The sequence below is a fragment of the Albidovulum sediminicola genome (assembly GCF_025751575.1).
GTDB classification, from domain to species: domain Bacteria; phylum Pseudomonadota; class Alphaproteobacteria; order Rhodobacterales; family Rhodobacteraceae; genus Albidovulum; species Albidovulum sediminicola.
In genome coordinates, this window is the sequence record NZ_JAOWLA010000015.1 from 50,765 (window position 1) to 77,312 (window position 26,548).

Genomic DNA, 26,548 nt, shown 5'->3' on the forward strand with positions numbered 1-26,548 from the left:
TGGCCTCAGAACGGAAGGATGATGTCGGTGATCTGCTGGCCGATCCGCGGCTGCTGAACATCCGTGATCTGGCCCCGCCCGCCGTAAGAGATGCGCGCGCCCGCGATCTTGTCATAGGTGATCTCGTTCTGTCGGGAAATGTCCTCGGGCCGGACGAAGCCGCTGACTAGGAGTTCGCGCAGTTCGAAATTCACACGCACCTCTTGCGATCCGTCGATCCGCAGGACGCCGTTGGCCGTGGCCTCGATCACCGTCGCGGCAACGCGCAGCGTCATCTTCTCCTTGCGGGAGACCGAACCGTCGCCGCTGTAGGACGACCGCGACTTGGCGGAGGCCGCGTCGGCCATGCTGGCGCCATCGGGCAGCGCCCGGTCCACAATTTGTGGGAGCCCTAGGAGCGAGGGCACGCCCAGGCTTTCGGCCCCGGCCCGCGACCGGGCCGAACTGTTGGAGATCTCTGCCCGGTCGTCGATCTCAATCACCACGGTGAGGATATCGCCGCGCTGCACCGCGCGCCTGTCGCCCAGAAGCGATCCGCGCCCCTTTGACCAGAGCGATGCCTGGGTCGGTTGCGCATAGGGCAGGGCCGTCCCGGCCATGGCGGTGAATTCCTCCCCGCGGTCAGAGGCCTTGAAGGCCGGCGCCCGTCCGACGTTTTCAAGCCGCCCGCAGGCCGTGGTTGCGATGAGAATAAGCAGAAGTGCCCGGCTGCGCATCCAGCCCCCCTATTCAGATGTTGATACCTGTATCGACCCGTCGCCCATTACGCGGCCCGTCACCGTCGTCCGGGTGCCAGAGGCCAGCACACGGATGCTGTCGCCCGCCGCGGCCCGGTCGAGCGCGCGCCCGTCCGCGACAATGGTCAGCCCGCCGCGCCGGTAAAGCAGGCGCACCGTCTGATTGCGCTCCACCAAGGCGGGCGGCACCAGATTGGCGCGCAGGATGGGTCGTCCCTGGAAGATCGTGACGCGGGCTTCAAGCCCCAAGGCCGTTTCGAGGCTTGCCCCGCCCGGAACCTCGTCCGGGCTGGCGGCGAGATCCGCCTGGGACAGGATCGTGCGGGCCGGGATGGTCCGGGCCGCGATCGCGGTTTCCGCAATCGCTGGCGACGCGGCCAGGGCCAGGGCGAGCGGAATCCACCGCATCAGCGCACCTGCGTGGTCGCGCCCAGCATCTGGTCCGCTGCGGAAATCACCTTGGCATTCAGCTCGTACCCGCGCTGGGCCTTGATGAGTTCGGTGATCTCGCGCACCGGATCGACCGAACTGTCCTCAAGATATCCCTGGCGCAGGCCGCCCAGCCCGTTTTCGCCTGGCGCTGCGATGGTCGCGGGCCCGGAGGCCGTCGTTTCCAGGAAAAGGTTCGACCCCGTCGCCTCCAACCCCTTCTCGTTTGCAAAGCCAGCAAGCGTCAGCTGCCCGAGAAGCTCCGGTTCAACCCTGTCGTTGAAATAGGCATAGACCTCACCAGCGGGGTTGACGGAGATCGTCCGCGCCTCGTCCGGGATCGTGATGCCCGGTGCGACGGGGTAGCCATCCGAGGTGACGACGAGCCCGTCGGCGGAGCGTTTCAGCGCGCCGTCACGGGTGTAGCCGGACAGGCCGGAGGGGAGCGTGACCTCAAAATAGCCCGAGCCGTCGATGGCGAGGTCGAGGTCGCCGCCCGTGCGCGCAAGCGACCCCTGCGCCACATCGACGGAGACCGCTGCGGGGCGGACGCCAAGTCCGATCTGCACCCCTGTCGGGATGACCGTGCCGTCGTTGGCGTTGACCGTTCCGGGCCGGGTCAGCTGCTGGTAGTGCAGATCCGCGAACTCCGCACGGCGGGCGTTGTAGGCGGTCGTGGACATGTTCGCGAGGTTGTTCGAGATGACCTCCACCCGCAGCTGCTGGGCGCTCATCCCGGTCGCGGCGATATCAAGGGCGCGCATGGTTCACCTCCTAGCGTCCAAGGGTTTCAATGACGGCGCGGATGCGGCCGTCTTCACGGTCAAGAAAGCCCTGGCCCATTTCGTAGGCGCGCTGCACCTCGATCATGCGGGCGATCTCCCGAACCGGTTCGACGTTCGAACCTTCGAGGAACCCCTGGTGGATCCGCGGTGCCTCAACGGGTTCCATCGGGCCGGTGACGGCAAAACGGGTGCCGCCGTCATGGATCAGAGATGCCATGTCCGCCGTTGCATAGAGGCCGATCTGGGCGACGGGCGTGCCGCCCACCGACAGGGTCCCGTCCCGGGCTATGGCGGGCTGGCCGGCGCCGGGCGGGATCGTGATTGTGGCGCCCCCTGCGTCGAGAAGCCGCGCGCCGTCTGCGGCGACCAGCTCCCCTTCTGGCGAGAGCGCGAAGCTGCCCGCGCGGCTCAGCCTTTCGCCCTCGGCGGTCGCCAGTAGAAAGAAGCCATCGCCCTCGATCGCGAGGTCGAGCGCGCCGCCGGTCGGCAGCAAGGGGCCACTGCGCAGGTCAGTCACGCGCGCGACCCCGTCGGCCATCGCAAGTGTCGGTTCATCCGCGCCCAGCCGGGCCAGGTGCTCGGCAAAGACGACGCCTTCCTTGCGAAAGCCGGTGGTGGAGACATTCGCGATATTGTTGGCGATGGCGCGCATTTCCTGCATCAAGCCCGCCTGCCGGTTCAGGGTCGTGTAGCCCGCGTTGTCCATCTCAGGACCTCTCGATCAGGGGCAGCACGCCGGCGACGAAGAAATCGACGATGCTGTGGGACATGAAGGTCATGGCAACCCAGAACACCGCCAGCATCGCGCCGAGCTTCGGCACGAAGGTCAGCGTGGTTTCCTGAACGGCCGTCAGTGCCTGCAGGAGGCCGATGGCCACCCCGACCACAAGCGCCACCGCCAGGAGCGGCGCCGAGGTCGCGGTGGCGACCCACAGGCATTGGCGCAGGATGTCGAAGAACTGGGACTCGCTCATGCTACACCGGCATCCGGAGGATTTCCTGATAGGCCTCGACGACCTTGTTTCGCAGCGTCACCGCGGTCTCGACGGCGAGCTCCGTCTGCGCCAGGGCCTCGACCAGGGCATGGGGATCGGCGCCGCCCGTCATCGCCTGCATCGCGGTGGCCTCCTGTGCGGCAAGCGTGTCGGCGAAGCTGCCGAGCGCGCGGGCCATTGGCGACGGGCTGCCCTCGGCCGCGCTGGCGGCGGGCTGGGTCGCGGTCTTGCTGGCCGTGTAGGCCCGAAGAGCGGAAAAGCTTGCGTTGATCATGTCAGCTCCTATCGCTTGAGCAGTTCGATCAGGTCGCGCGCCATCTGCCGCGACTGGTCGAACATGCGCAGGTTGGCCTCGTAACTGCGCTGTGCCTCGCGCGCGTCGGCCAGTTCGATCACGATGTTGACATTCGACCCGTCGTAGTAGCCGGTCGCGTCCGCCATCGGGTGGCCCGGTGCGAAGATGCGGGGCAATTCGCCCGGGTCGAGGCGTTCCGGCCCCAGACGGACGGATGCGCCCCCATCCAGTGCCGCAGGCTCGAACGTGGTCAGCTTGCGCCGGTATCCGGGCGTATCGACGTTGGCGATGTTTTCGGACAGGTGGCGCAGGCGCATGGCCTGCGCGCGCAACCCGTCCGCCGAAATGGCGAAACCCTGCAAAAGGTCAGACATCGATGTCCCCCTCAGGCGCGGCCAAGGCTGGTGCGCAGCACGCCCAGCGAAGTCCGGTAGACCGACAGCGCGAGATCGTGGTCCTGGCGGATGGCGGCAGCGCGAACCATCTCATCCTCGAGTGAGACATCGTTGCCGTTGGGCGACATGCTGCCCCCCCCGGCGACCGGCTGGGGTTCCGTCAGGCCGAAGCTTGCGAACTGCCCGATGTGGCCCGGGCGGCTGGCCCGCATGGCCCCATCGCCCCCCCTGGCAAAGAGGGTGGAAAAATCCTCCAGGTCGCGGCCGCGATAGCCGGGCGTGTCGGCGTTGGCGATGTTCTGGGCCACAAGCGCCTGCCGGATGGCCGTGTGGCGGGCCAGTGCCGATGCGATTGTCAGGATCTGGGGTTGTTGGACCATCGGGGCTTCTCCTCCGCGCTTTCAATCAAGCCTTAACCCCGATTCCTTTAGAAACGGTAAGGGAGAACCAAGGGAGAACGGAATGTCTCTTGCCGGGCTGGAGTCTTTGTGCGCCGAAATAGCGACCTGCGCCCCCATGCGGATCATCGGGCGGATCACCGCGATCGAACAGGGAATCATCCGCGTCTTTGCCGGCGAGGGGCAGCTGGCGATCGGGGATCGCGTCCGGCTGCTTTCGGCCGGGGGAACCGGCGGTGAGGTCATCGGGTTGAACGCGCAGGGGGCCGCCGTGCTGGCCGAGGGTCCGATCGGCGGCGCGCGGATCGGTGACGCGGTCGAGTGCCAGGGGCCGTCGGCGCTGCGGCCCGGCGCGGATTGGCTGGGGCGCATCATCGATCCGCTGGGCCGGCCCCTGGACGGGCGGCGGATCTATCCCGGGCCTCTGCCGCAAGACCTGTGCCCGCCGCCGCCCGACCCGGTCCGAAGGCGCCGCCTGGGCGCACGTCTGGCCACCGGCTCGGCTGCTTTCGACACGGTCCTGCCGATCGTGCGGGGGCAGCGGATCGGGCTTTTCGCGGGCTCTGGCGTGGGCAAGTCCTCCCTCCTGGGGATGCTTGCGCGGGGGCTTGAGGCCGATGTCGTCATCCTCGCGCTTGTGGGCGAGCGCGGGCGTGAACTGCGCGAGTTCGCCGAAGAGGTCATTGGCGCAAAGGCCATGGCACGCACGGTCATCGTAGCCGCGACCTCGGACCAATCGCCCCTGATGCGCCGCCGCTGCGCCTGGTCCGCGATGGCGGTCGCGGAGTATTTTCGTGAGCAGGGGCAGCATGTGCTTCTTCTGGCCGATTCGGTCACGCGCTTTGCCGATGCGCACCGCGAGGTCGCGCTCGCCGCGGGCGAGGCGCCGAGCTTTCGCGGCTATCCGCCCTCGCTCGCCCAGACCGTCATGGCGCTGGCGGAGCGTGCGGGTCCCGGTACGGAAGGTCAGGGCGACATCACCGCCGTTTTCACCGTTCTCGTCGCCGGGTCCGATATGGAGGAACCTGTCTCAGACCTGCTCCGCGGGGTGCTCGACGGGCATGTGGTCCTTGATCGCGCGATTGCCGAACGCGGTCGGTTTCCGGCGATCGATCTGCTTCGGTCCGTCTCGCGCTCTCTGCCAAGGGCGGCGACGGCCGAGGAAAACACGCAGATCAGGTGCGTCAGGCGCTTGCTTGGGGCCTATGCCAGGACCGAGCTGATGATCCAGTCCGGCCTTTACCTTCCGGGTTCGGATGCTGAGGTCGATGCGGCCGTCCGGGTCTGGCCTGCGCTGGACGCCTTCCTTGCGGAACCCGCGCCCGGCGGCGTCGAGGCAAGCTTCGACCGGCTTTCGGGCATCCTGGCCTCCGCCGAGACCACCTGAGCCGCCCCCGCGACCACCTGAGCCGCCCCCGCGACGGGTCCCGCGGCTTGAGGGGCCTCAATTGCGTTCGGATGGCTTAGAAGCGCCGTGACAGCCGGTTGCTTGCGGCGGCTTGGCTCAGTAGCGTCAGTGCCGTCGTGCCAGAAGAGGCGCTCGGCGCGGCATCGCTTCGCAGAAAATAGGAGCGAGTGAGTTTCTCAAGCTTGGCGGGGTTCGAAAGGGCGGACACTTCGCTTTCGCCCACCGTGCTGCGTAGCCGGCCGCGCAGCGTTTCCACCTGCTTGTCGAGGTCGATCGAAGCGAAACTCGAGGGCAGGGCTAGGGCCGCCTGAATGAAGGCGCGCAGCGGCGCGGACCCCAGAACGGCGTACCACCGCCCGTCATCGGTGCCGGCTTGATCTGCGATCCGCGCGATTTCTGAGCGTGCGTTCAGGGCGATGCGCATATCCTCGTCTACCGTGCCGACGGCCTGTTCGAACCGTTCCTGCCGCCACTGGTTCACGATTCTTTCAACGCGGGCGGACAGGGTGGTGCGCGGACCGCCCGGCTCCGCGAAACCGAAGGCGCCGGCGAATTCTCGATACCGCTTGTCGGCAAGCTTGTTGGCGAGCGCGCCGCTGTCCCCACTTCGGCTTTCGAGCACCTTGCGAACGAAAGCGCGGTTGGCCAGATCGCCGCCAAGGCCGAAGGCGTCGAGGGCAAAGGACAGGAGCCGGCGGTCGGCGACCAATTCCCCCGCGGTGCGGACCTTGCCGATATTCGCGCGGAAATAAGCCTCTTCGCGCTGGAGCGTCTTGTCGTCCGAAAAGGCGCTCTGCTGCCGCTCCAGCGTCCGGTTGAGAAACCGCCAACCAACGAGGCCACCCGCCGGTATGATCGGGCTGAAACTCATGTGGTGTGTGTTGCCAGCAGCCGTGCTTCGCGTGGCAGAAGCATGCGAAGGGCCTTGAGCGCGGCGTAGAATTGGCCCGAGATCGCCGCCTCGGTCGCCGTCGAAAGCTGGATGCGGCTGTCTTCGTCGCGGAGCGCCTGGCTGAGCTGTTCGATGCCGCGCAGGATCTGCTGGCGCGCCTGCACCGGGTCCGCATCGCCCGAAAGCACGAGTTGCGCGATGTAGCACGCCCGCCGGACGGGGGTATTCGCCTCTTCGGGATGGATTGCGTCGCGCAGGCGCAGGATGTTCGCGTTGGGCGACAGGATCGCGAGCCGGGACCGGCGGTCGCCGTTCTCGATCACCGCGCCGTTGATCAGGAGCCGTTCATGCGGGGCGAGTTTCAGGACAAGTCCGCTCACGCCTTCGCCTCCTCACCGGCCAGGCCGCGCATGACGGCTGTGTTGATCGCGATCAGCGCGCCCGCGTCCGCTTCGCCAGCCAGCACCTTGCGCGAATGATGGGCGGTGAACTCGGACAGGTAGAAAAGCCGCGCGCGCAACTCCTGCGGCAGGCCATTGCCGGGCTCGGCCACATCGGCGGCCAACGTCGTCCAGAGCCGCCTGTTGTCGTGCAGCGCCCGGACCAGTGCGGCAAACCCATCCGCATGCGTGAGCGCATGGGTCGTGCGGGCAAGCAAGGCGTATTCCGTCGCGCGTGGGGTTCGCACGGATGCGGCGGTGGCTGCATAGGAATCCTGGGCAAGAAGATGTGCGTTCACGGTGCCCCCGAAGAAGTTTGAATGCCGTTACAGGAAGGGCGCGCGTGGCGGCGCGGTGCCGCCACGCGCGGGCGATCAGCGGAAGAGCGACAGGATGCTCTGCGGCGCCTGGTTCGCGATGGAAAGCGACTGGACCCCCAGCTGCTGTTGCACCTGCAACGCCTGAAGGCGCGCGGAGGCCTCCTCCATATCCGCGTCGACCATCGACCCGATGCCCGCCTTGAGCGCATCGGAAAGCTTGCTGACGAAGGTGTTCTGGATCGCGATCCTGCTCTCGCTGGAGCCGAAGGCGGCCGCCGCGTCGATACCGGTCTGGATCAGCCCCTCGATATTCGAGAGCGCCTGCGCAGCCCCGGCGGCCGAAGAGACATCGACCGTCGACAGCAGGCCCAGCCCGCCCGCGCCCGCGTTCTTGAACTGCCCGGTGACCGTCAGGTCCTGGCTGCCGTCGTTGGTGAAGACCAGCTGACCCGGCGTGCCGCTGTCGTAGTCGACGCTGATGCCGGCGATGCCCAGACCGTCGATCGCGTTCTTGAGCCCGACCGCCACCAGGTCGTCGGTGGAGGAGCCCGCGAGGATGTCGTTTGCGGTGACAGTATAGGTGGCCGTCTTGTCCCCGATCGCGACCGACACCTGGTCGCCCGCCGCCCAGGTGCCACCGTTGGCGATCGTCAGGTCGTCGGAGCCGCCGGCCTTGTCGAGCGTGGTCACGAAGCTGTCGCCATCGGTCGAGATCGTGCCGCCGGTTGAGGCGTTGAAGATATTCGACGCAGCATAACCGCCAATCGACAGGTCTTGCGCCGCGATGCTGATCGAGGAGGTCGTCACCGACCCGTCCGACTGGCGGTCGAGCGAGGCGAGCACATCGACCGTGGACTGCGACCCGTCGACAAGGTTCAGGCCGTTGAACTGCGCGGCGCCGACGACCGTCGCGATCTGGTCACGAAGTGCCACGATGTCGGTCTGGATCTTGGCGCGATCGACGTTGTCATCCTGCGCGGCGACGATCTTGCCTTTGACCTCCGTCAGAAGGTCGGTGAGCGTCTCGGCCGCTTGGCGGGCGACGGCGACGGTGGATTCGCCCAGCGAAAGGCTGTCGGAGATCCCCTTGAAGCCCTTCACATCCGCTTCCATCACCTTGGAGATGGCCCAGACGGCGGCGTTGTCCTTGGCCGAGGCGACGGATTTCCCGGTCGAGATCTCGTCCTGGGTTTTCATGAGGTTTGCGTTGATGCCCTTCAGCGTCTGGAGGGCGACCATGGAACTGGTGTTCGTCAGAATGCTCGACATTTTCGATCCTTTTCTGGGACGGCGCTTTGCGCCGGGATGGATGCCGCCGCGGGCGGCGCTTCGGGGGGCGTTCTGACCGATGCGGAGCCTTGGCGCCGCGCCATCCCTGTCCGGGATGCAGGCCCACCATCGCGACGAACCTCTAAGAGATCGCTAAGCCCGGCCTCCAATTGCCTTGCCTTTTATCGATCTCCGCTCAGCCCCGGCGTTCGACCGATGCGATGGTGGTCGTGACGCAGGCAATCCGGCCGTCTGCATCGTAGGTCTTCAGATCGCCCCCCGGCCGGCGCAGGGCCTCCAGCCGGGCCTGCGCGGCCGACAGCCCCGAAAGCGAAGCTAGGGACAGGCGGTTCACCTCATCCAGGGCGTGGCGCAAGCTGTCGAGCGCGTGTCTGTCGAGCGCCGCAATCATGGGCGAAAGCCGCTGCGAAAGCGCTTCGATGGCGGGGACCAGCGTTGCCAGCGCCCCGAAGTCCGCGGCCCGCAGGGCGGCTTTCTCCCGCGTCAGGAGCGCGTGGAGGTCATCGAGCAGCGCGCGTTCATCGGTCACAGCCGGATCTTTCCGCAAGATGATCGAAGATGCGCTGGGCAAGGCCGATCCCCCCCGCCTCGGTCAGCGCGGCGGCCTGTTCATGCCGGAGGAGCGAGGCAAACTGCGCCTCCCCGACACCGCCGGAAAACGCGCCGGACTGGTCGCCAAGGCCTGCATGCTGAAGCATTTCCTCAAGAAACGAGGTCTCAAGCTCGCTGGCCGCGACTCGCAGCGCGCCACAGGCCGTGCTGGTCGCTGAGGACAAGGGCCCGGGTCCGTCTATGTTCATTTCTGCCTCCAATCCGCTTTGACGGCGATATTTTCCGGCAGCGGTAAAGATGCGGTAATCACCATCGGGAACACTGCGGACAGATCAACGATGGTTCGCAGATGGAACGGCAGCTTCGCGACACGGCACTCGTGGGTGGGTTGGGCCCCAGGCCCCAGCAACCGGCGCCAATTGGTGGGGCGGGGGGCTCAGGGGCCTTCCTGCGCGCCTATGACGATCCGGCAAGCGCGCCCGTTCCGGGGGAAGGGCGCGGCTCCGGCGAGCCGCATCGGCGCGCAGGGGAGGGCCGGCGTCATCTCGCAAACGACCTGGCAACCCGGCGGCAAGACGAAGCCTTCAAGCGTGCGCGGCGGCGCGAGGCCGATTTGCCTTCCGACATATCGGCCTATGTCCCGGCGCCGGCGCCCTTGGCGAAGTCCCTGCGAGGGCCAGCGGGTGATGACGACACGGCGCCGGTCGCGGAGGGGTGTCTGCAGGGCGGCACCGATGCCGGTGGGCATGAGGACCGGCCTTGCGCGGCGCTTGGGCGGGGTACGCCCGAGGGCGGCGCGGTGGCGGCTTCGCCCACGATCGACGCACCGGATGGCGGCGCGACGCCAGCGGGCGGTTTCCCTTTCGAAGAAGTCGGGGCTGAATTGCACGGCTCCCAACCGGCGGCAGATCTTCTCAAGGTGGCTTCGCCGCCTGACGGCGCCATTCTTGGTGGCGAAATAGACGTCGCAGCAGCACTTGAAGCCGAGGGTCGCGCCACGGCGAAAGGCGCAGGCCCCTCTTCAGAGGGCGAGGACCCTTGTCCCGAAGCGTCGGACCCCGGCGGCACGGACAATGAGGACCCGATGGAGCCCGCGGTGGCCACCGGGATGGCCAAGGCGGGACTGGGGAGGAAGGGGGACCTCCGGCCCGGTCCAGGCATTTCTTTCGATGCGCGCCGCGAAGGGCAGCGCCCGACGTCCACAAGGACTGAGCACGGGGGAACCGAACCCATGGCCCTCCCATCACCCGCGCCGGTTGCAACCGCTCTCATACCCGCAGCTTTTGCGCCTGGGGCGGGGACGTTCGGCGACCCGCGCCGCGACCTTCCGGGGGCAGCCTCGCGCATCGCCGAACAACTGGCGGCGGCCGTCGCGGTCCGGCCCGAGGGCGTGGACGTGACGCTGCGGCCAGAGGAACTCGGCCATGTCCGGATCTCGATCGAGCGCCGTGGCGCCGAAGTCGCGGTGACTGTCGTCGCGGACCGTGCCGAAACCTCCGACCTGATGCGGCGCCACGCGGATCTTCTGGCCGCCGAATTCCGCGCCGCCGGGTTCGGGAATTGCAGCTTCCACTTCGGCCAGCAGCGCGGGGGGCAAGCGCCGGGGCGCGGGGGCGAGACCGTTTCCGACAGCAAGGCGGAGGGCGTGGCCGGTCCGCCAGGCAGCCATCCGGCCGCCGTCGAAGCCGCTACGACCCAAGTGGGCGCAGGTCTGGATCTGAGAGTTTGAAGGAGAAAGCATGGAGATTTCATCCCTATCGTCGTCACCCACGTTGGCCCAGGGTTCGGGCTCGGGGGGCGCCCTTATCGAAAGCGATTTCAACACGTTCCTGAAAATGCTGACGACTCAGTTGCAAAACCAGGACCCGCTGAACCCGATCGAATCGTCCGACTACGCCGCGCAGCTCGCGACATTCTCGGGCGTCGAGCAGCAGGTCAGGACCAACCAGCTCTTGCAAGGTCTTAGCGATCGTTTGGGCCTGTCCGGGCTTGGTGAATACGCGACCTGGATCGGACGGCAGGCCCTGACGGAGGCGCCGGTCTCCTATGACGGGGCGCCCGTGGTGCTTCAGGTCGCGACCAGTCCCGGCGCCGATGCCGCGCAACTGGTGGTCCGCGATGCCGCGGGGCATGAGGTGGGGCGCATGGACCTTGTCCCCGGCCAGACCTCGGTCACATGGTCCGGGGAGGGCTACGGCGGCGCGCAGCTGGCACGCGGCACCTATGCCTTCAGGGTCGAAAGCTTTGCCGCGGGCAGCTCGCTTGGTTTTTCCGCGGCGGGCGCCTATGCGACGGTTGCCGAGGTGCGCAGCAGCGGCGCGGATGCCGTGCTTGTCCTCGCGGGCGGCGCAGAGGTTGCCCCGTCCGAGGTCAAGGCGCTGAGGCTTGCCGCCTGAGGGCAAGGCTCAGAACAGCGCCGCGATCCCGACAATGGCGAGGGTCGCCGCCACGCCCAGCGAGACCAGCCCCAGGGCGGCGGGCAGGCCAAGACGCGCCGGTGCCGGTGGCGGCGACGTACGTTCGCTCAGCATCGTCTCGACAAGGCCCGGCAGCTTCGGGCCGAAGCGACCCAGCACGCGCGCGGTGCGCAATATGTCGCGCAGAAGGGCCTGCGGCCCCACGTTTTCGCGGATGTAGGATTCCACCACCGGGCGGGCGACCTGCCAGATGTTGATATGCGCGTCGAGCGACCGCGCAACGCCTTCCACCACCACCATGGTCCGCTGAAGCAGGATCAACTCGGTCCGCGTCTGCATCCCGAACCGCTCCGTCACCTCGAAGAGGTAGCTCAGCAGCCGCGCCATGGAGATCTGGCTCGCCTCCATCCCGAAGATCGGCTCGCCCACGGCGCGTAGCGCGCGGGCGAAATCGTCGATGTTGCGGTCCGCCGGAACGTAGCCCGCCTCGAAATGCACCTCGGCGACACGCCGGTAGTCCTTGCGGATGAATCCGATCAGGATCTCGGCGTAGACGCGGCGGGTATATTCGTCGATCTGGCCCATGATGCCGAAGTCGAAGGCGATGAGATCCCCGTTCGGCGCGACCTTCAGGTTGCCCTGATGCATGTCGGCATGGAAGAAACCGTCGCGCAGCGCGTGGCTCAGGAACAGTTGCATCACCCGTTCGGCCAGCGCCACGCAGTCATGACCCGCCGCGCGGATGGCCTCCACATCGCCCAGCGGTATCCCCTCCGCCCAGCCGAGCGTCATCACCCGGCGCGAGGAGAACTGCCAATAGGGCTTGGGCACCTGGAAGCCCTTGTCCTTCGCGGTCTTGTCCGCGAATTCCGAGGCCGACGAGCATTCGAGCCGCAGGTCAAGCTCCCCCGCCACGACGCTTTCGAAATGCGCGATGACATCGGAGGGGCGCAGGCGCCGCGAGGCGGGCGAAAGCAGTTCGATCAGCCCGGCCGCGAAGTGGAAGGCGTCGATGTCGCGGCGGAAGGCCCGCTCGATCCCGGGCCGGAGCACCTTGACCGCGACCTCCTCACCGGTGGCCGCAGTCCGGGCGCGGTGGACCTGCGCGATCGAGGCGGCGGCGACGGGCTCGGAAAGCTCGCTCAGGATGTCATTCAAGGGGCGGCCGAGTTCGGATTCGATGACCCGGACCGCGGTGGCGCGCGGAAAGGGCGGCAGCTTGTCCTGAAGGACGCGCAACTGGTTCGACAACTCCACCCCCACCACGTCGGGGCGGGTGGAAAGCACTTGGCCGAACTTGATGTAGGCGGGTCCAAGGGCCGTGATCGCCCGCGTGATCGGGGGCAGGGCGGGGTCGCCGGCATAGCCCAGCCATTTGAAGGGCCAGCCCAGAACCCGCGCCAGCGCGCGCAGGCGCGGCGGCGCCTCCATCGCTTCCAGCGCCACTTTCATCGCGCCGGTCCGCTCAAAGGTCGCACCGGTCCGGATCAGCCGCCAGAGGTTGTGGGGTCCGCGCATGTCAGATCTTCCAGCCTGAATGCAGCGCGGCGACGCCCATGGTGAGGTTGCGGTATTTCACCTGTTCGAAACCGGCCTCACGGATCATGGCGGCAAAGGTCTCCTGATCGGGGAAGCGGCGGATCGATTCCACCAGGTACTGATAGCTGTCGCGGTCATTGGCGACGATCTGCCCCATGACCGGGATCACATTGAAGGAATAGCGGTCATAGGCCCATTGCAGCGCGGGATTGGGGATCTGGCTGAACTCCAGCACCACAAGGCGCCCGCCCGGTTTCAACACCCGGTAGGCCTCGGACAGCGCGTCGGGGATGCGGGTGACGTTCCGGATGCCGAAGCTGATGGTGTAGACATCGAAGCTGTTGGCCTCGAACGGAAGGGCCATGGCATCGCCGACGATCCAGGACAGCCGGTCTGCCATGTTTTCGGCGTCGGCGCGTTTCTGCCCCTCGATCAGCATCGACTCGGTCATGTCGAGCACCGTCGCCGTCGCGCCCGGGGCGCGTTTCAGGAAGCGGAAGGCAATGTCGCCCGTTCCGCCCGCGACATCAAGCAGCCGCTGGCCCGGCCGGGGCGCGAGCCAGTCCATCATCGCGTCCTTCCAGAGACGGTGGACGCCTGCGCTCATCACGTCGTTCATGATGTCGTAGCGGTTGGCGACGCGGGTGAAGACGCCATGGACCATGCCGGCCTTCTGGTCTTCCTCGACGGTCTGGAACCCGAAATGGGTCGTGCGGGTGTCGCGCTCGGTCATGGGCCCTTGCCGTTTGTGCCAACTCGCCCTTCTTATAGAAGCCTTGGCCGCAGAGACAATGCGGCGGAAAGGACACGACCCGCAATGCCCGAACTGCCCGAGGTCGAAACCGTCCGGCGCGGCCTTCTTCCGGTGATGGAGGGGCGCGTGATCGCCTGCGCGACGGTCAACCGCCCCGATCTGCGCTTCGCCCTGCCCGAGGGGATGGCGGCGCGTCTGACCGGCGCGCGGGTGGAGCGGCTCCGGCGGCGGTCGAAATACATCCTGGCCGACCTGTCCACCGAGGAGACGCTGCTGATCCATCTCGGCATGTCGGGCCGCATGCTAATTTCGGGCGTGACGCTTGGCGCGTTTCATCATGACCATCCGGCGCCCGCCAAGCACGACCATGTCATCCTGGACATGGAAGGCGGCGCGCGCGTCACCTTCAACGACGCGCGCCGCTTCGGGGCGATGGACCTGATGCCAACGGCCGAGGCGGAAGCGCACTGGCTCTTGCGTGGCATCGGGCCGGAGCCCCTGGGGAACGCCTTCGACGAGGCTTACCTCGTCGAGCGCTTGAAGGGCCGCAAGATGCCGGTGAAGGCGGCGCTGCTTGACCAGAAGATCGTTGCAGGGCTGGGCAATATCTATGTCTGCGAGGTTCTGCACCGTGCGGGGATCGACCCGCGCCGCGCCGCCGGGCGTCTGTCGTCCGCGCGGGTGCGGTCCCTCGTGCCGATCATCCGCGCGGTCCTGCTGGAGGCGATCGAGGCCGGAGGCTCGTCGCTGCGGGACTACCGCCAGGCGGATGGCGAACTGGGCTATTTCCAGCACACGTTCCGCGTCTACGACCGGGAAGACGAAGGCTGCGCGCGGGAAGGGTGCGGGGGAACCGTCGCGCGGATCGTGCAGTCGGGGCGCTCGACCTTCTTCTGTCCGCGCTGCCAAAGATGACTTGATTGCGCGGCCCCGGCTGTTAGGTTCCGGCGACACGCAGAAGGAGGGCTGAGATGGCCTACGAAACAATCGTCGTAGAAGTCGAAGACTATGTGGCCCTGATCCGGCTTAATCGGCCAGAGGCCCTGAACGCCCTCAACTCCCGTCTGCTGGACGAGCTTGCCGCCGCCGTGGCCGCGGCGGACGCCAATGAACGGGTGCGCTGCATTGTTCTGACTGGCTCGGACAAGGCCTTTGCCGCTGGCGCCGACATTCGCGAAATGGCGGAAAAGAGCTTCGTCGATGTCTTTACCGAAGATCTTTTCACCAACAGCACCGAATCGATCCTGCGCTGCCGCAAGCCGATCATCGCGGCCGTCTCCGGTTACGCGCTGGGCGGGGGCTGCGAGCTTGCGATGATGTGCGATTTCATCATCGCCTCCGAAACCGCAAAGTTCGGCCAGCCCGAAATCAACCTCGGCACCATGGCCGGGATCGGCGGCAGCCAGCGCCTGACCCGCTTCGTCGGGAAGTCGAAATCGATGGACATGCACCTGACCGGCCGGTTCATGGACGCCGCCGAGGCCGAGCGGTCGGGCCTTGTCAGCCGGGTCGTGCCGGTCGCCAAGCTCTTGCCGGAGGCGATGGCCGCGGCCCGCAAGGTTGCAGAGAAATCCGCGATCTCGGTGCTGGCGGTGAAAGAGGCCGTCAATCGCAGCTACGAAACCACCCTGCGCGAGGGGATTCTCTTTGAGCGCCGGCTGTTTCACGCGCTCTTCGCGACCGAGGATCAGAAGGAAGGCATGGGCGCCTTCCTCGAAAAGCGAGAACCGCAGTTCCGCGACCGCTGAGCCTTTCGTGAAAAGAGACTTCCCTTCGCCGGTATTTTCCCTTAATGGGGCGCGGTCAAATGCGCGTGGAGCCCGCTCAGGCTAGAATCATCCGGTTCGCTGGGACGACCGGGCTTTGTGGCGCAATCGAATCGAAACAAACCCGGAAGTTGGGAAACACCAATGGCTAATACGCCCCAGTCCAAGAAGCGCGCTCGTCAGTCCGAGACCCGCAAAGACATCAACAAAGCCCGCCGTTCGCGCATCCGTACCTTCCTGCGCAAGGTCGAAGAAGCGATCGCCTCCGGCAACCAGGAAGCCGCCACCGCGGCGCTGCGCTCGGCCCAGCCGGAACTGGCCCGTGGCGTGACCAAGGGCGTCATGCACAAGAACACCGTCGCGCGGAAAATGTCGCGCCTGGCCTCGCGCGTGAAGGCCATCGCCCAGTAAGTGCCGGGGCGGATTGCAGAAGATCGAATGGCGCAGCCTCAGGTTGCGCCATTTTTGCTTTTTCGCCTTCAAGGGCATCTGTGCCTTCTTTGCACTGCACCCCGGGATTCGGTGCGACAAAGAGTGAGTCAAGCTCGAAGATCGGTTGCGGGCGCTTCGCCGGGCTTGCTAGCGTGACGGTGCGATTCACGTCGTCTTGGGGGACATGAAGCGCACCATCACGTCGGTTCGAATTCAACATTCGGGAAGTCGGAAGAAGCGTTGGTTTTACAGCGCCTGGTGTGCTCGTTTTTGATGCCGGCAGCTGCTTGCCGCGTCACAAGCCAATAGTCTGACATGGCCGGATCTTACCGGCTGTGTTTTCTGTTGTCGTGGCCTATCCGTTGCGCCCCCTGCGGCGCACGATCGGGATCGCCGGAGCGTAGACGGCCACGTCTCAGAGGCGGCGCGGTCGGCAATTTGTAGGCAAGGCGAGAATGACGAACGATACCTGGGGGACTGTGCGCGATGAACTTATCAAGGCGGTTGGAAAGAATAATTTCGTCACCTGGATCGAACCTCTCCGCCTGATCGGGCTCGACGGCGGCATTGCGCGCTTCGAGGCGCCGACCAAGTTCATGCGCGACTGGGTTTCGCGCAACTTCGCCGAGCAGATTCGCGCGCATCTGGCGCGCACCGGCAAGGCGGTCGAACGGATCGAGTTTCTCGTCGCCGCGTCACGCCCCGCACCCGTTCCGCTCGCCCAGATCGCCGAACGTCCTGCGCGCCGCCGCCCGATGCCCGCCGTGGTGCGTGGCGCGGACGAGGCGGAACTGCCCGGGGCGCCGCTCGATTCGCGTTTCACCTTTGACAACTTTGTCGTCGGTAAGCCGAACGAACTGGCCCATGCCGCCGCGCGCCGCGTGGCCGAAGGCGGGCCGACGACCTTCAACCCGCTTTTCCTTTACGGCGGCGTCGGGCTCGGCAAGACCCACCTGATGCACGCCATCGCGCATGAGCTTCGCACGCGCCGGCCGGATCTGAGGGTGCTTTACCTCTCCGCGGAACAGTTCATGTACCGCTTCATCCAGGCTTTGCGCGAAAAGCAGGTCATGGACTTCAAGGAGATGTTCCGCGCGGTCGACGTGCTGATGGTCGATGACGTTCAGTTCATCGCCGGCAAGGACAGCACCCAGGAAGAGTTCTTCCACACGTTCAACGCGCTCGTTGACCAGAACAAGCAGATCGTCATTTCCGCCGACCGCGCCCCCGGCGAGATCAAGGATCTGGAGGAGCGGATCAAGAGCCGCCTGCAATGCGGCCTCGTCGTCGATCTTCACCCCACGGACTATGAGCTGCGCCTCGGCATCCTCCAGCAGAAGGCCGAGGCCTACCGCGCGCAGCACGGCAATGTCCGGATGGCCAACGGCATCCTCGAATTCCTCGCGCATCGCATCTCGACGAACGTGCGCGTGCTCGAAGGCGCGCTGACGCGGCTCTTCGCTTTCGCCTCGCTTGTCGGCCGGGAAATCACGATGGACCTGGCGCAGGACTGTCTGGCCGATATCCTGCGTGCCTCCGAACGCAAGATCACCATCGAGGAAATCCAGCGCAAGGTTGCCGAACATTACAACATCCGGCTGTCGGACATGATCGGGCCGAAGCGCGTCCGCACCATCGCCCGCCCGCGCCAGATCGCCATGTACCTCGCCAAGAACATGACCACGCGGTCGCTTCCCGAGATCGGCCGCCGCTTTGGCGGGCGGGACCACACCACGATCATGCACGGCGTGCGCAAGATCGAGGAACTGAAGGGCAGCGACAACCAGCTGGCCGAGGATCTGAACCTGCTCCGGCGCCTCCTGGAGGCCTGAGGCAGGGCCGGCGGGCGTCTTGACGCCCCCGGCGATCCGTCGGACATTCCCGATAATTCTTGAGCCCGGGGCGAATTCTGGTAATTCTGCCCTCCCGGCAAGCCAGAGGACGGAAATGAAGATCAGCATCGAACGCGCGACGCTTCTCAAGGCGGTCGGGCAAGCCCAGTCGGTGGTCGAGCGCCGGAACACCATTCCGATCCTTGCCAATGTCCTGATCGAGGCCGAGGGCAACACCGTCAGCTTCCGCGCCACGGACCTGGATATCGAGGTCGTCGACAAGGCGCCGGCGCAGGTCGAACGCGCGGGAGCCACGACCGTGTCCGCCGTCATGCTGCACGAGATCGTGCGCAAGCTGCCCGATGGGGCGCTGGTGCAGCTGACCGCGGATGCGGCAAGCGGTCGCCTGACGGTCGAGGCCGGGCGCTCCACCTTTTCGCTCGCGACGCTGCCGAAGGAAGATTTCCCGGTCATGGCGTCGTCGGAGTATACCGCGAACTTCTCCGCCCCCGCCCCGATCCTGCGGCGGCTCTTCGACAAGTCGAAGTTCGCGATCTCGACCGAAGAGACGCGCTATTACCTGAATGGCGTCTACATGCATGTGGCGACCGGCGAGGACGGGCAGGTCCTGCGCTGCGTTGCGACCGACGGCCACAGGCTGGCGCGGATCGACGCCCCCTTGCCGGATGGCGCGCAGGGCATGCCGGGGGTGATCGTGCCGCGCAAGACCGTGGGCGAGCTGCGCAAGCTTCTGGACGACGACGACATGCAGATCGCGGTTTCCGTCTCCGAAACCAAGGTGCGTTTCGCGACGCCGGCGATCACGCTGACTTCCAAGGTGATCGACGGGACCTTCCCGGACTACACCCGCGTCATTCCCGTCGCGAACGCCCGTCGGCTTGAGGTTGATGCGGCCGAGTTCGCCAAGGCGGTGGACCGTGTGGCGACGGTGTCCTCGGAACGGTCCCGCGCGGTGAAGCTGCAACTGGACGAAGACCGCCTGATCCTGTCGGTCAATGCACCGGACGCGGGCGCCGCCGAAGAGGAGCTGGCCGTCGCCTATGGCGACGAACGGCTTGAGATCGGGTTCAACGCGAAATACCTGCTGGAAATTGCCAGCCAGGTGGACCGCGAAAACGCCGTCTTCCTGTTCAACTCCTCCGGCGACCCGACCCTGATGCGCGAAGGCAACGACACCTCGGCGGTCTATGTCGTGATGCCGATGCGCGTCTGATCCGCGCCCCGGGTCAACGATCGAAAGGCACAGGCCCCTTGCCGCGCCTCGCCGTGACATCGCTGCTCATGTCGCATTTCCGTTCGCACCGGCGCACGGAAATGTCCTTCGACGGGCGCCCTGTCGCGATCTACGGGCCGAATGGCGCAGGCAAGACCAATATCATCGAGGCGGTATCGCTCCTCTCCCCCGGCCGCGGGCTGCGCCGCGCGGGTCCGGAGGAGATCGCCCGCCGCCCGGAGGCGCTGGGCTGGAAGATCCGCTCGGAGGTCGCAAGCCTTCACCAGACGCATGAGGTCGAGACCTTCGCCGAGCCCGGCGCAAGCCGGTCGGTGGTGATCGACGGCAAGCCGGCCCCGCAAGCCGCGCTGGGCCGGATCTTGCGGATGCTCTGGCTGGTTCCGGCAATGGACCGTCTCTGGATCGAGGGGGCGGAGGGGCGCCGCCGCTTTCTGGACCGGATGACGCTGTCGTTCGAGCCCGGACACGCGGACGCCGTCCTGACCTATGAGAAGGCCATGCGCGAACGCAACCGCCTGCTGCGCGATCAGGTCCGCGACCCCCGCTGGTACGGCGCGCTTGAGTCGCAGATGGCCGAGGCAGGGACCATGATCCAGCGTAACCGGGCCGGGGCGGTCGCGCGGGTGGTGGCGGCGCAGGCCGGGGCGGAGACCGCATTTCCGGCGGCCGACCTGACGATCCTTGACCCCGACGGCGCCGCAACGGGGGCCGAAGACCTGGCTGAGGCGCTGGCCGCTGGCCGCAGTCGCGACATGGCGGCGGGCCGGACCCTGCTAGGCCCGCACCGCGCCGACCTTGGGGCGGTCTACGCGGCCAAGGGGGCGCCCGCCGCCCAGGCCTCGACCGGAGAGCAGAAGGCGCTATTGATCTCGCTGATCCTGGCCAACGCGCGGGCTCTGGCGGATGATTTCGGCGCCCCGCCGATCCTTCTGCTGGACGAAGTGGCGGCGCATCTCGATGCGGGCCGGCGCGCGGCGCTGTACGATGAGATCTGCGCACTCGGTGCGCAGGCCTTTCTGACGGGAACGGGGGCCGAACTGTTCGAAACGCTTGGTCCGCGCGCCCAGGCCTTTGAGGTCGCCGATGGCGGCGGCACATCCGCCGTAAGCGAAAGGAGCTGGACATGACCCCGCAACGCGTGACGCTGATCACCCTTGGCGTGAAAGATCTGGCCCGGTCCCGCGCCTTCTACGAGGCGCTTGGCTGGCGCGCCGCGCAGGCGCAGGAGGGGGTGGTCTTCTTCCAGATGCTGGGCACGGTGCTGGGGCTTTTCGGTCTCGACGCGCTGGCTGAGGATCAGGGCAGGCCGGGCGCGAAACTAGGCACTGGCGCCGCGACGCTTGCCCAGAACTTCCCGACCGAGGCCGAGGTGGATGCCGCCTGGACTGCGGCGTTAGAGGCCGGGGCGACGCCGCTCAAACGGCCCGAGAAGGTCTTCTGGGGCGGGTATTCGGGCTATTACGCCGATCCGGACGGCCATGTCTGGGAACTGGCGATGAACCCGTTCTGGCCGCTTTCGCCCGATGGCAGCCTGAAGCTTCCGGGTGCGGGGGGCTAGGCCCGCCGATCCCGACGGCCCCCCGCGCAAATCCCATTGAAAGTTCCGAGGCGGCATGCCAGCGTCGCGCCGCGCGCCCGAGGGGCGTGCATCCGGGACGGCGGCGGGGTGCCATGACGGTCACGATGAACGAGCTTTGGCTTTATGCGGGCGCGCTGGCCATCCTCTGGCTGACGCCGGGGCCGGTGTTCGTCGCACTGACCGCGCGGTCGCTGTCGGGCGGCTTCCGTTCCGCGTGGCCCCTGGCGGTGGGGGTGACGATCGGGGATATCGTCTGGCCGCTGACCGCGATCTTCGGGCTGACCTGGGTCGTGTCCCGTGTCGACAACCTGCTGACGATCCTCCACTGGGTCGCGGCGGGCATCTTCCTTCTTATGGGCGCGGCGCTGATCCGGACCGCGCACCGCTCCATTCTGGTGGCGGAGGGGCGGATGACGCGGCCGGGGATCTGGCCGGCCTTTTCCGCAGGCCTGGCCGCCGTGATCGGCAACCCCAAGGCGGTGCTGTTCTACATGGGGGTGCTGCCGGGCTTCTTCGATCTGTCGCGCGTCACCGGGCCGGACATCGCCGTCATCCTCGCCATGTCGGCCTTGATCCCGTTTTCGGGAAACCTGCTGGCGGCCTTCGCCGTTGGGCAGGCCCGGCGCATCCTGCGCTCGCCACGGGCGCTCTGGTGGATCAATGTCTGCGCCGGGGGGCTGCTGGTGATCGTGGGGGTGTTGATCGCCCTGCTCTGACGCAAAATCTTGTGTCTTCGGCGTGACAATATACGCCCCGGGCCCTATAAGATGCGCAGAATAATCAGGACGGGCGGGCATGACCGACGACGCGCAGAAGGCAGCTGAATACGGCGCCGATTCCATCAAGGTTCTCAAGGGCCTGGAGGCTGTGCGCAAGCGGCCCGGGATGTATATCGGCGATACCGACGATGGGTCGGGTCTCCACCACATGGTCTATGAGGTCGTGGACAACGGCATCGACGAGGCGCTCGCGGGCCACGCGAACTTCGTCCGGGTGCGGATTCACGCCGACAATTCGGTGTCGGTACGCGACAACGGCCGCGGGATTCCGACCGACATGCACCCGACCGAGGGCGTCTCGGCGGCCGAGGTCATCATGACCCAGCTGCACGCGGGCGGGAAGTTCGACCAGAACAGCTACAAGGTTTCGGGCGGTCTGCACGGCGTCGGTGTCTCGGTCGTGAACGCGCTGTCGGACTGGCTGGAACTGCGCGTCTGGCGGAATGGCAAGGAGCATTACGCCAAGTTCGCTAACGGCGAAACGGTCGAGCCGCTGCGCGTCGTGGGCGACGCCCAGCCCGGCGAGAAGGGGACCGAGGTCCGCTTCCTTGCCGCAGCCAAGACCAACCGGCCGGATGGGACGTTTTCGAACCTCGAATACAGTTTCAAGACGCTGGAAAACCGGCTGCGCGAACTCGCCTTCCTGAACTCCGGCGTCAAGATCATCCTTGAGGATAACCGCGGCGCGGAGTTGCAGCGCACCGAGCTTTTCTATGAAGGCGGCGTGCGCGAGTTCGTCAAATATCTGGACCGCCACAAGTCCGGGGTCATGTCCGATCCGATCTTCATCACCGGCGAGCGCGGCGGCATCGGGGTCGAGGTCGCGATGTGGTGGAACGACAGCTACCACGAAACCGTGCTGCCCTTCACCAACAACATCCCGCAGCGCGATGGTGGCACGCACCTGGCGGGCTTTCGCGGCGCGCTGACCCGGACGCTGACGAAATACGCCCAGGACAGCGGCATCGCCAAGCGCGAGAAGGTGGACTTCACCGGCGACGACGCGCGCGAGGGGCTGACCTGCGTGCTGTCGGTGAAGGTGCCGGACCCGAAGTTCTCCTCGCAGACCAAGGACAAGCTGGTCAGTTCCGAGGTCCGGCCCGCGGTCGAGAACCTGGTGAACGAGAAGCTGTCGGAGTGGTTCGAGGAACACCCCGCCGAGGCCAAGGTCATCGTCGGAAAGATCATCGAGGCCGCGCTCGCGCGTGAGGCGGCCCGCAAGGCACGCGAGCTGACGCGGCGCAAGACGGCGATGGACGTGGCCTCGCTGCCCGGCAAGCTGGCCGACTGTCAAGAAAAGGACCCCGCCCTGTCAGAACTGTTCCTGGTCGAGGGCGACTCGGCCGGCGGTTCCGCCAAGCAGGGCCGCGAACGCAAGAACCAAGCGGTGCTGCCGCTGCGGGGCAAGATCCTGAACGTCGAGCGGGCGCGCTTCGACCGGATGCTGTCCTCGGACCAGATCGGCACGCTGATCACCGCGCTCGGGACCGGCATTGGGCGGGATGAGTTTAACCTCGGCAAGCTGCGCTATCACAAGATCATCATCATGACCGACGCCGACGTGGACGGCGCGCATATCCGCACGCTTCTCTTGACCTTCTTCTTCCGCCAGATGCCCGACCTGATCGAGGCTGGGCACCTCTTCATCGCCGAGCCGCCGCTCTACAAGGTCGCCCGCGGCAAGTCCGAGGTCTACCTGAAGGACCAGGCGGCGCTTGAGGACTACCTGATCCAGCAGGGCATCGAGGGCGCCGTGCTGCGGCTTGGGTCCGGAGAGGAGATATCTGGCGCGGATCTTGCCCGGGTGGTCGAGGAAGCGCGCGTGGTCCGCAAGAGCCTGCTCGCGTTTCCCACCCATTACCCGGCCCATGTCCTGGAACAATCGGCGATCGCGGGCGCGCTGCTGCCCGGCCGGGTCGACGCCGACGCCCAGGGCGTTGCGAACGAGGTCGCCCGCAGGCTGGACGCGGTGGCGGTGGAATATGAGCGCGGCTGGCAGGGCCGGCCCACCCAGGACCACGGGCTGCGCTTCACCCGATCCCTGCGCGGGGTGGAGGAGATCCGGACGCTGGACGGCCCGATTCTGCGCTCTGGCGAGGCGCGGCGGCTGGCCACGCACACCAAGGCGCTGCAAGAGGTCTATGGGGCGCTGGCGAAGCTTGTCCGCAAGGACCGCGAGCAGACGATCCATGGCCCATCCGAGCTTCTGGCCGCGATCCTCGCGGAAGGGGAAAAGGGACTGACGCTGCAGCGCTACAAGGGTCTGGGAGAGATGAACCCCGACCAACTCTGGGAAACCACGCTCGACCCCTCCGCGCGCGTCCTGAACCAGGTCCGGATCGAGGACCTGGCCGATGCCGACGACATCTTCACCAAGCTCATGGGCGATGTCGTCGAGCCGCGCCGCGAATTCATCCAGCAAAACGCGCTGAGCGTGGAGAACCTGGATTTCTGACCGCTTGTAGGGGTGCGCATGGCGTTGCAGTTGCGGAATAGTTTTGCGTTTGTTGCGCAAAACACTGCACGCCCGTAGAGCACGTCGAATTGAAGAATGGTCGGAAATTCCCGAGTTTGTCCGTCGTCAGATGATTTGGAACGAGAGCGCCTGATTTCGGACTGCTGACCTTTGCCGTGCCGGGGGCGCAGCGCCGCGAATGAGGGGGAGGGTGTCGCTGACCGGATGGCGGATCGGCAGCGCGATTGTGCGCTGGCTGGCAACGGCCTCCGTTGCACTTTGCGCGGAGGCACCCCGGCTCGCCATCGCAACCTGGCGCGGCTGCGAGGAGGCCTGACAGGGCTTCCGGGATTACCTGACCGGGACGGGGTGCGACGTCGAATTCACGATCCCGGGCGCCGCCCAGGACAAGGCGCGACGGCCCGGCATCCTCGCCGCGGCGCACGCTGGAGGCCCATGGCGCACCGGACCTCAACACGGGCAGTCCGCAGGTGTTCATGACCGTGGCCGACCCGGTCGGCTCCGGCATCATCAGGTCGCTTGCGGATACCGACCGCACGAACATGACCGGCACCTGGAGCCGGACGCCTGAAACCATGACGTCGCAGACGATGCGCGACTTGATGCCCTCGCTCCGCCATATCGGCCTGCAGTTCAACGGCGACGAGAAGAACTCCACCGTCAGGCGGGACGAAACGGCGCTGGCCGCGGAACAGGGCCTGACAATCACCGCGAGGGAAAGCGCGCTTGACGCGGGCGGCGCGCGCTGCGGGGACGTCGGTCCGCAGGCCTTGCGAGGAAAGGGTCAGGAGGGGGCCGCGCTGATCTCGGTCGCGGCGCGTTGCTACGGCGTTGGCCAGCTGGCGGGTGAGCAAGCCGAACGGATCCTCTTCGACCATACCCCCGGGCGATCTGCCTGCCCTGCGGATGGAGGAGTTCGTCGTGAGGCTCAACATGTCGGTGACCAACGTGATCGGGGCCTGCCCGCGCATTGGGCTCGCGCAGGTGGCCGAGATCGTCGAATGAATCTCTGACGAAGCGCGCCCGAGGGGCGTCCCGCTGGCGGAAACGCAGCCCGGGCAAATTGACGCGCCCCCGGACGACTCGATTGACTGAGACCAGCCGAATGCTAGCGTTTCCTTGCGCTGAAGTCGGCAGGCAGTCAGTCTAATCGGTGTGTGCCATGAGCAGTCCTTTTGCCAAGGAGGTCGCCATGGACGCCCGCACGAGTAGCCGCAAACGCACCCGCACCGCCCGCACGAGAGATGCCGCGGATGCCTTTCGGCAGGAACCGCCCGAATTCTCGCGTGTCATGTTCGGTTTTCTCAGCGACTCCGAGGTCGAGTGGCTGAAGGAACGGGTTGAGGACGTTCTGGCCGATTACGGTGTCGCGATCCTTCATCCGGACGCCTACGAACGCCTTCTTGCTGCAGGCGCCAAGCCTGGGACGGACGCGAACCGCATCCGCATGCCGCGCGACCTGATCCAGGAGGCCATGGCGGCCACGCCGAAGTCGGTCCGGCTTGGCGGCAAGGAGGCAGGGTTCAACATCGACCTGCCGCGCGCCGACCGGGGTTTCATCATGCGGACCGGAACCGGCGCGCATGGCTATGTGAACCCGCGCGACGCCAGTTACCGCAAGATGGACCTTGCGGCGGTGTCCGAGATCGCCGCCGTCGCCAGCGCGCTGGACGAGGTCGGGTTCATCGCCCATCCCTTCGTCCACGGCGTACCCGAGGTGACATCCGACATTCACAGCTTTGGCCGCCTGATCGCGCGAACGCCGAAGCATATCTGGATGCAGCCCTACCAGTGGGAGAACGTGGACTACCTGATGCGCATCGCCGCCGTCGCGGCGGGTGGCGAGGCGCAACTGCGCGCCAATCCGATCACCAGCTGCATCACCTGCTCCTTCACGCCGCTCGAATTCAAGTACATGGACACCCATGTCATCATGAAGGCGGGGGAATATGGCATTCCGCTCCACGCCTGCTCGCTGCCGTCCTCGGGTGGGACGGCGCCCTTGTCGGTGCCCTCCATGGCGATCATGGCGGCGGCCGAGATCGTCGGCATGACCGTGATGGCGCATATCCTCGCGCCGGGAACGCCGGTGATCGCGACGCCGCTGATGTTCACACTGGACATGCGCACGGGCAGCGCCCTGCAAAGCTGCGTCGAATCCCTGCAGGCGGCCAGCATGTCGATCCAGCTGATGAAGCGGGGCTGGGGTGTCATCGCGCATACCTACGGATCGGGCTCCGACACGCCGGACGTGGATCACCAGTCGATGGCGGAACGCGCGCTGTTGACCCAGACGGTCGCACTTGCGGGGGCCGACATCCTGGGCGGCGTGGGGCAACTGGAATGCGCCACCGTCTTCAGCCCGGTGCAGGCGGTTCTGGACAACGAGGTGGGCGCCATGATGCGGCGCTTCATTCGCAAGCCCAGCCTCGACAAGGAGGCGCTGAACTGGGACGAGCTGATGCAGATCCGGACCGGCGGCCATTTCCTTGACAGTGCCCACACGATCGCCACCTGCCGCGATCAGCTGTCGCCCAAGGTGTTCAAGCGGATCGGCCGCGACGACTATGAAAAGTCCGGGCGCCGGGCGGCCTTTGACGAGGCGCGCGAGTTTGCGCTGGCGGCGATCGCGGCCGCGCCCGAACAGGGCCTATTGAGCGCGGAGCAGGAGCGCGAGATCGCCGCCCTGACCGCGCGCGCCGACGAACATATCGTTGCCGCCTATTCGGGCGTCGTATCCGTGATCTGAAACCGACGGTCCTTGCCGCCTTGCTCCGCCCGGG

31 protein-coding genes are annotated in these 26,548 nt (G+C 66.6%); 15 read left to right on the forward strand and 16 right to left on the reverse strand.

What is annotated here, in order from left to right:
- Positions 1-5: 5 nt before the first annotated feature.
- The 8 genes from flgH to OE647_RS15265 are packed head-to-tail and all read right to left on the reverse strand — an operon-like array spanning position 6 to position 4,016.
- Complete coding sequence (gene flgH, locus OE647_RS15230; protein ID WP_263722613.1) at positions 6-716, reverse strand: flagellar basal body L-ring protein FlgH; 711 nt, start codon at positions 714-716, stop codon at positions 6-8.
- 9 nt (positions 717-725) lie between these two features.
- Entirely contained in the window at positions 726-1,145 is a 420-nt protein-coding gene (flgA, locus tag OE647_RS15235) for a flagellar basal body P-ring formation chaperone FlgA (protein ID WP_263722614.1), read from the reverse strand.
- Positions 1,145-1,930, reverse strand: coding sequence for a flagellar basal-body rod protein FlgG (gene flgG, locus OE647_RS15240; protein ID WP_263722615.1), 786 nt, complete (start codon positions 1,928-1,930; stop codon positions 1,145-1,147). Before flgG ends, flgA begins: the two co-directional genes overlap by 1 nt.
- A gap of 10 nt (positions 1,931-1,940) precedes the next feature.
- Positions 1,941-2,657, reverse strand: a complete 717-nt coding sequence (locus OE647_RS15245) for a flagellar hook-basal body complex protein (RefSeq protein ID WP_263722616.1) — start codon at positions 2,655-2,657, stop codon at positions 1,941-1,943.
- A 1-nt stretch (position 2,658) separates the two neighbouring features.
- Positions 2,659-2,925: a flagellar biosynthetic protein FliQ gene (locus OE647_RS15250; RefSeq protein ID WP_263722617.1), complete on the reverse strand. Its 267-nt coding sequence runs from the start codon at positions 2,923-2,925 to the stop codon at positions 2,659-2,661.
- Position 2,926: 1 nt separating this feature from the next.
- Positions 2,927-3,220, reverse strand: a complete 294-nt coding sequence (fliE, locus tag OE647_RS15255) for a flagellar hook-basal body complex protein FliE (RefSeq protein ID WP_263722618.1) — start codon at positions 3,218-3,220, stop codon at positions 2,927-2,929.
- Positions 3,221-3,228: 8 nt separating this feature from the next.
- On the reverse strand, positions 3,229-3,615 hold the full coding sequence (gene flgC, locus OE647_RS15260) for a flagellar basal body rod protein FlgC (protein WP_263722619.1): 387 nt from the start codon (positions 3,613-3,615) through the stop codon (positions 3,229-3,231).
- Positions 3,616-3,626: 11 nt separating this feature from the next.
- A complete protein-coding gene (locus OE647_RS15265) occupies positions 3,627-4,016 on the reverse strand; it encodes a FlgB family protein (protein ID WP_263722620.1) in 390 nt (129 codons plus the stop codon).
- Between the two features lie 82 nt (positions 4,017-4,098).
- On the opposite strand from OE647_RS15265, the gene OE647_RS15270 reads away from it, so the two are divergent.
- Positions 4,099-5,421: a FliI/YscN family ATPase gene (locus tag OE647_RS15270; RefSeq protein WP_263722621.1), complete on the forward strand. Its 1,323-nt coding sequence runs from the start codon at positions 4,099-4,101 to the stop codon at positions 5,419-5,421.
- Between the two features lie 76 nt (positions 5,422-5,497).
- Here the strand turns inward: OE647_RS15270 and OE647_RS15275 are convergent, their stop codons facing one another.
- From OE647_RS15275 to OE647_RS15300, 6 genes are all read right to left on the reverse strand, one after another.
- Positions 5,498-6,313 carry a DUF1217 domain-containing protein gene (locus OE647_RS15275; RefSeq protein ID WP_263722622.1) on the reverse strand — a complete coding sequence of 272 codons (816 nt, stop codon included), beginning with the start codon at positions 6,311-6,313 and terminating at the stop codon, positions 5,498-5,500.
- Positions 6,310-6,714 carry a flagellar biosynthesis repressor FlbT gene (flbT, locus tag OE647_RS15280; protein ID WP_263722623.1) on the reverse strand — a complete coding sequence of 135 codons (405 nt, stop codon included), beginning with the start codon at positions 6,712-6,714 and terminating at the stop codon, positions 6,310-6,312. The genes OE647_RS15275 and flbT overlap by 4 nt, the downstream gene beginning before the upstream one ends.
- Complete coding sequence (gene flaF, locus OE647_RS15285; protein ID WP_263722624.1) at positions 6,711-7,073, reverse strand: flagellar biosynthesis regulator FlaF; 363 nt, start codon at positions 7,071-7,073, stop codon at positions 6,711-6,713. Before flaF ends, flbT begins: the two co-directional genes overlap by 4 nt.
- Before the next feature lie 75 nt (positions 7,074-7,148).
- Entirely contained in the window at positions 7,149-8,363 is a 1,215-nt protein-coding gene (locus OE647_RS15290) for a flagellin (protein ID WP_263722625.1), read from the reverse strand.
- 196 nt (positions 8,364-8,559) lie between these two features.
- Positions 8,560-8,913 carry a hypothetical protein gene (locus tag OE647_RS15295; RefSeq protein WP_263722626.1) on the reverse strand — a complete coding sequence of 118 codons (354 nt, stop codon included), beginning with the start codon at positions 8,911-8,913 and terminating at the stop codon, positions 8,560-8,562.
- Positions 8,903-9,184 carry a rod-binding protein gene (locus OE647_RS15300; protein WP_263722627.1) on the reverse strand — a complete coding sequence of 94 codons (282 nt, stop codon included), beginning with the start codon at positions 9,182-9,184 and terminating at the stop codon, positions 8,903-8,905. Before OE647_RS15300 ends, OE647_RS15295 begins: the two co-directional genes overlap by 11 nt.
- A 983-nt stretch (positions 9,185-10,167) precedes the next feature.
- Here OE647_RS15300 and fliK point away from each other — a divergent pair.
- Both fliK and OE647_RS15310 read left to right on the forward strand, forming a co-directional pair.
- Complete coding sequence (gene fliK, locus OE647_RS15305; protein ID WP_263722628.1) at positions 10,168-10,665, forward strand: flagellar hook-length control protein FliK; 498 nt, start codon at positions 10,168-10,170, stop codon at positions 10,663-10,665.
- A gap of 10 nt (positions 10,666-10,675) precedes the next feature.
- The gene (locus OE647_RS15310) at positions 10,676-11,332 is read left to right on the forward strand and encodes a flagellar hook capping FlgD N-terminal domain-containing protein (RefSeq protein WP_263722629.1); all 657 of its coding nucleotides are present in this window, start codon (positions 10,676-10,678) and stop codon (positions 11,330-11,332) included.
- A gap of 9 nt (positions 11,333-11,341) precedes the next feature.
- Here the strand turns inward: OE647_RS15310 and ubiB are convergent, their stop codons facing one another.
- Positions 11,342-12,871 carry a 2-polyprenylphenol 6-hydroxylase gene (gene ubiB, locus OE647_RS15315; RefSeq protein WP_263722630.1) on the reverse strand — a complete coding sequence of 510 codons (1,530 nt, stop codon included), beginning with the start codon at positions 12,869-12,871 and terminating at the stop codon, positions 11,342-11,344.
- Between the two features lies 1 nt (position 12,872).
- Entirely contained in the window at positions 12,873-13,625 is a 753-nt protein-coding gene (gene ubiE, locus OE647_RS15320; RefSeq protein WP_263722631.1) for a bifunctional demethylmenaquinone methyltransferase/2-methoxy-6-polyprenyl-1,4-benzoquinol methylase UbiE, read from the reverse strand.
- A gap of 84 nt (positions 13,626-13,709) precedes the next feature.
- Between ubiE and mutM the strand changes: the two genes are divergently transcribed.
- The 12 genes from mutM to OE647_RS15380 all read left to right on the forward strand — a co-directional run bounded on the left by mutM (position 13,710) and on the right by OE647_RS15380 (position 26,514).
- A complete protein-coding gene (mutM, locus tag OE647_RS15325) occupies positions 13,710-14,561 on the forward strand; it encodes a bifunctional DNA-formamidopyrimidine glycosylase/DNA-(apurinic or apyrimidinic site) lyase (protein ID WP_263722632.1) in 852 nt (283 codons plus the stop codon).
- Between the two features lie 56 nt (positions 14,562-14,617).
- The gene (locus OE647_RS15330; protein WP_263722633.1) at positions 14,618-15,394 is read left to right on the forward strand and encodes an enoyl-CoA hydratase; all 777 of its coding nucleotides are present in this window, start codon (positions 14,618-14,620) and stop codon (positions 15,392-15,394) included.
- Positions 15,395-15,556: 162 nt separating this feature from the next.
- The gene (gene rpsT / locus OE647_RS15335; protein WP_263722634.1) at positions 15,557-15,823 is read left to right on the forward strand and encodes a 30S ribosomal protein S20; all 267 of its coding nucleotides are present in this window, start codon (positions 15,557-15,559) and stop codon (positions 15,821-15,823) included.
- A gap of 476 nt (positions 15,824-16,299) precedes the next feature.
- On the forward strand, positions 16,300-17,676 hold the full coding sequence (gene dnaA, locus OE647_RS15340; protein WP_263722635.1) for a chromosomal replication initiator protein DnaA: 1,377 nt from the start codon (positions 16,300-16,302) through the stop codon (positions 17,674-17,676).
- 115 nt (positions 17,677-17,791) lie between these two features.
- On the forward strand, positions 17,792-18,910 hold the full coding sequence (gene dnaN, locus OE647_RS15345; protein WP_263722636.1) for a DNA polymerase III subunit beta: 1,119 nt from the start codon (positions 17,792-17,794) through the stop codon (positions 18,908-18,910).
- Positions 18,911-18,948: 38 nt separating this feature from the next.
- Positions 18,949-20,058: a DNA replication/repair protein RecF gene (gene recF, locus OE647_RS15350; protein WP_263722637.1), complete on the forward strand. Its 1,110-nt coding sequence runs from the start codon at positions 18,949-18,951 to the stop codon at positions 20,056-20,058.
- The gene (locus tag OE647_RS15355; RefSeq protein ID WP_263722638.1) at positions 20,055-20,489 is read left to right on the forward strand and encodes a VOC family protein; all 435 of its coding nucleotides are present in this window, start codon (positions 20,055-20,057) and stop codon (positions 20,487-20,489) included. Before recF ends, OE647_RS15355 begins: the two co-directional genes overlap by 4 nt.
- Before the next feature lie 113 nt (positions 20,490-20,602).
- Entirely contained in the window at positions 20,603-21,226 is a 624-nt protein-coding gene (locus OE647_RS15360) for a LysE family translocator (protein WP_263722639.1), read from the forward strand.
- A 79-nt stretch (positions 21,227-21,305) separates the two neighbouring features.
- A complete protein-coding gene (gyrB, locus tag OE647_RS15365) occupies positions 21,306-23,744 on the forward strand; it encodes a DNA topoisomerase (ATP-hydrolyzing) subunit B (RefSeq protein ID WP_263722640.1) in 2,439 nt (812 codons plus the stop codon).
- A 211-nt stretch (positions 23,745-23,955) separates the two neighbouring features.
- The gene (locus OE647_RS15370) at positions 23,956-24,081 is read left to right on the forward strand and encodes a hypothetical protein (protein ID WP_263722641.1); all 126 of its coding nucleotides are present in this window, start codon (positions 23,956-23,958) and stop codon (positions 24,079-24,081) included.
- Between the two features lie 154 nt (positions 24,082-24,235).
- Positions 24,236-24,778 (forward strand): type 1 periplasmic-binding domain-containing protein, encoded by a 543-nt coding sequence (locus OE647_RS15375; protein ID WP_263722642.1) that lies wholly within the window; start codon positions 24,236-24,238, stop codon positions 24,776-24,778.
- A gap of 179 nt (positions 24,779-24,957) precedes the next feature.
- Positions 24,958-26,514: a trimethylamine methyltransferase family protein gene (locus OE647_RS15380; RefSeq protein WP_263722643.1), complete on the forward strand. Its 1,557-nt coding sequence runs from the start codon at positions 24,958-24,960 to the stop codon at positions 26,512-26,514.
- Positions 26,515-26,548 lie beyond the last annotated feature (34 nt).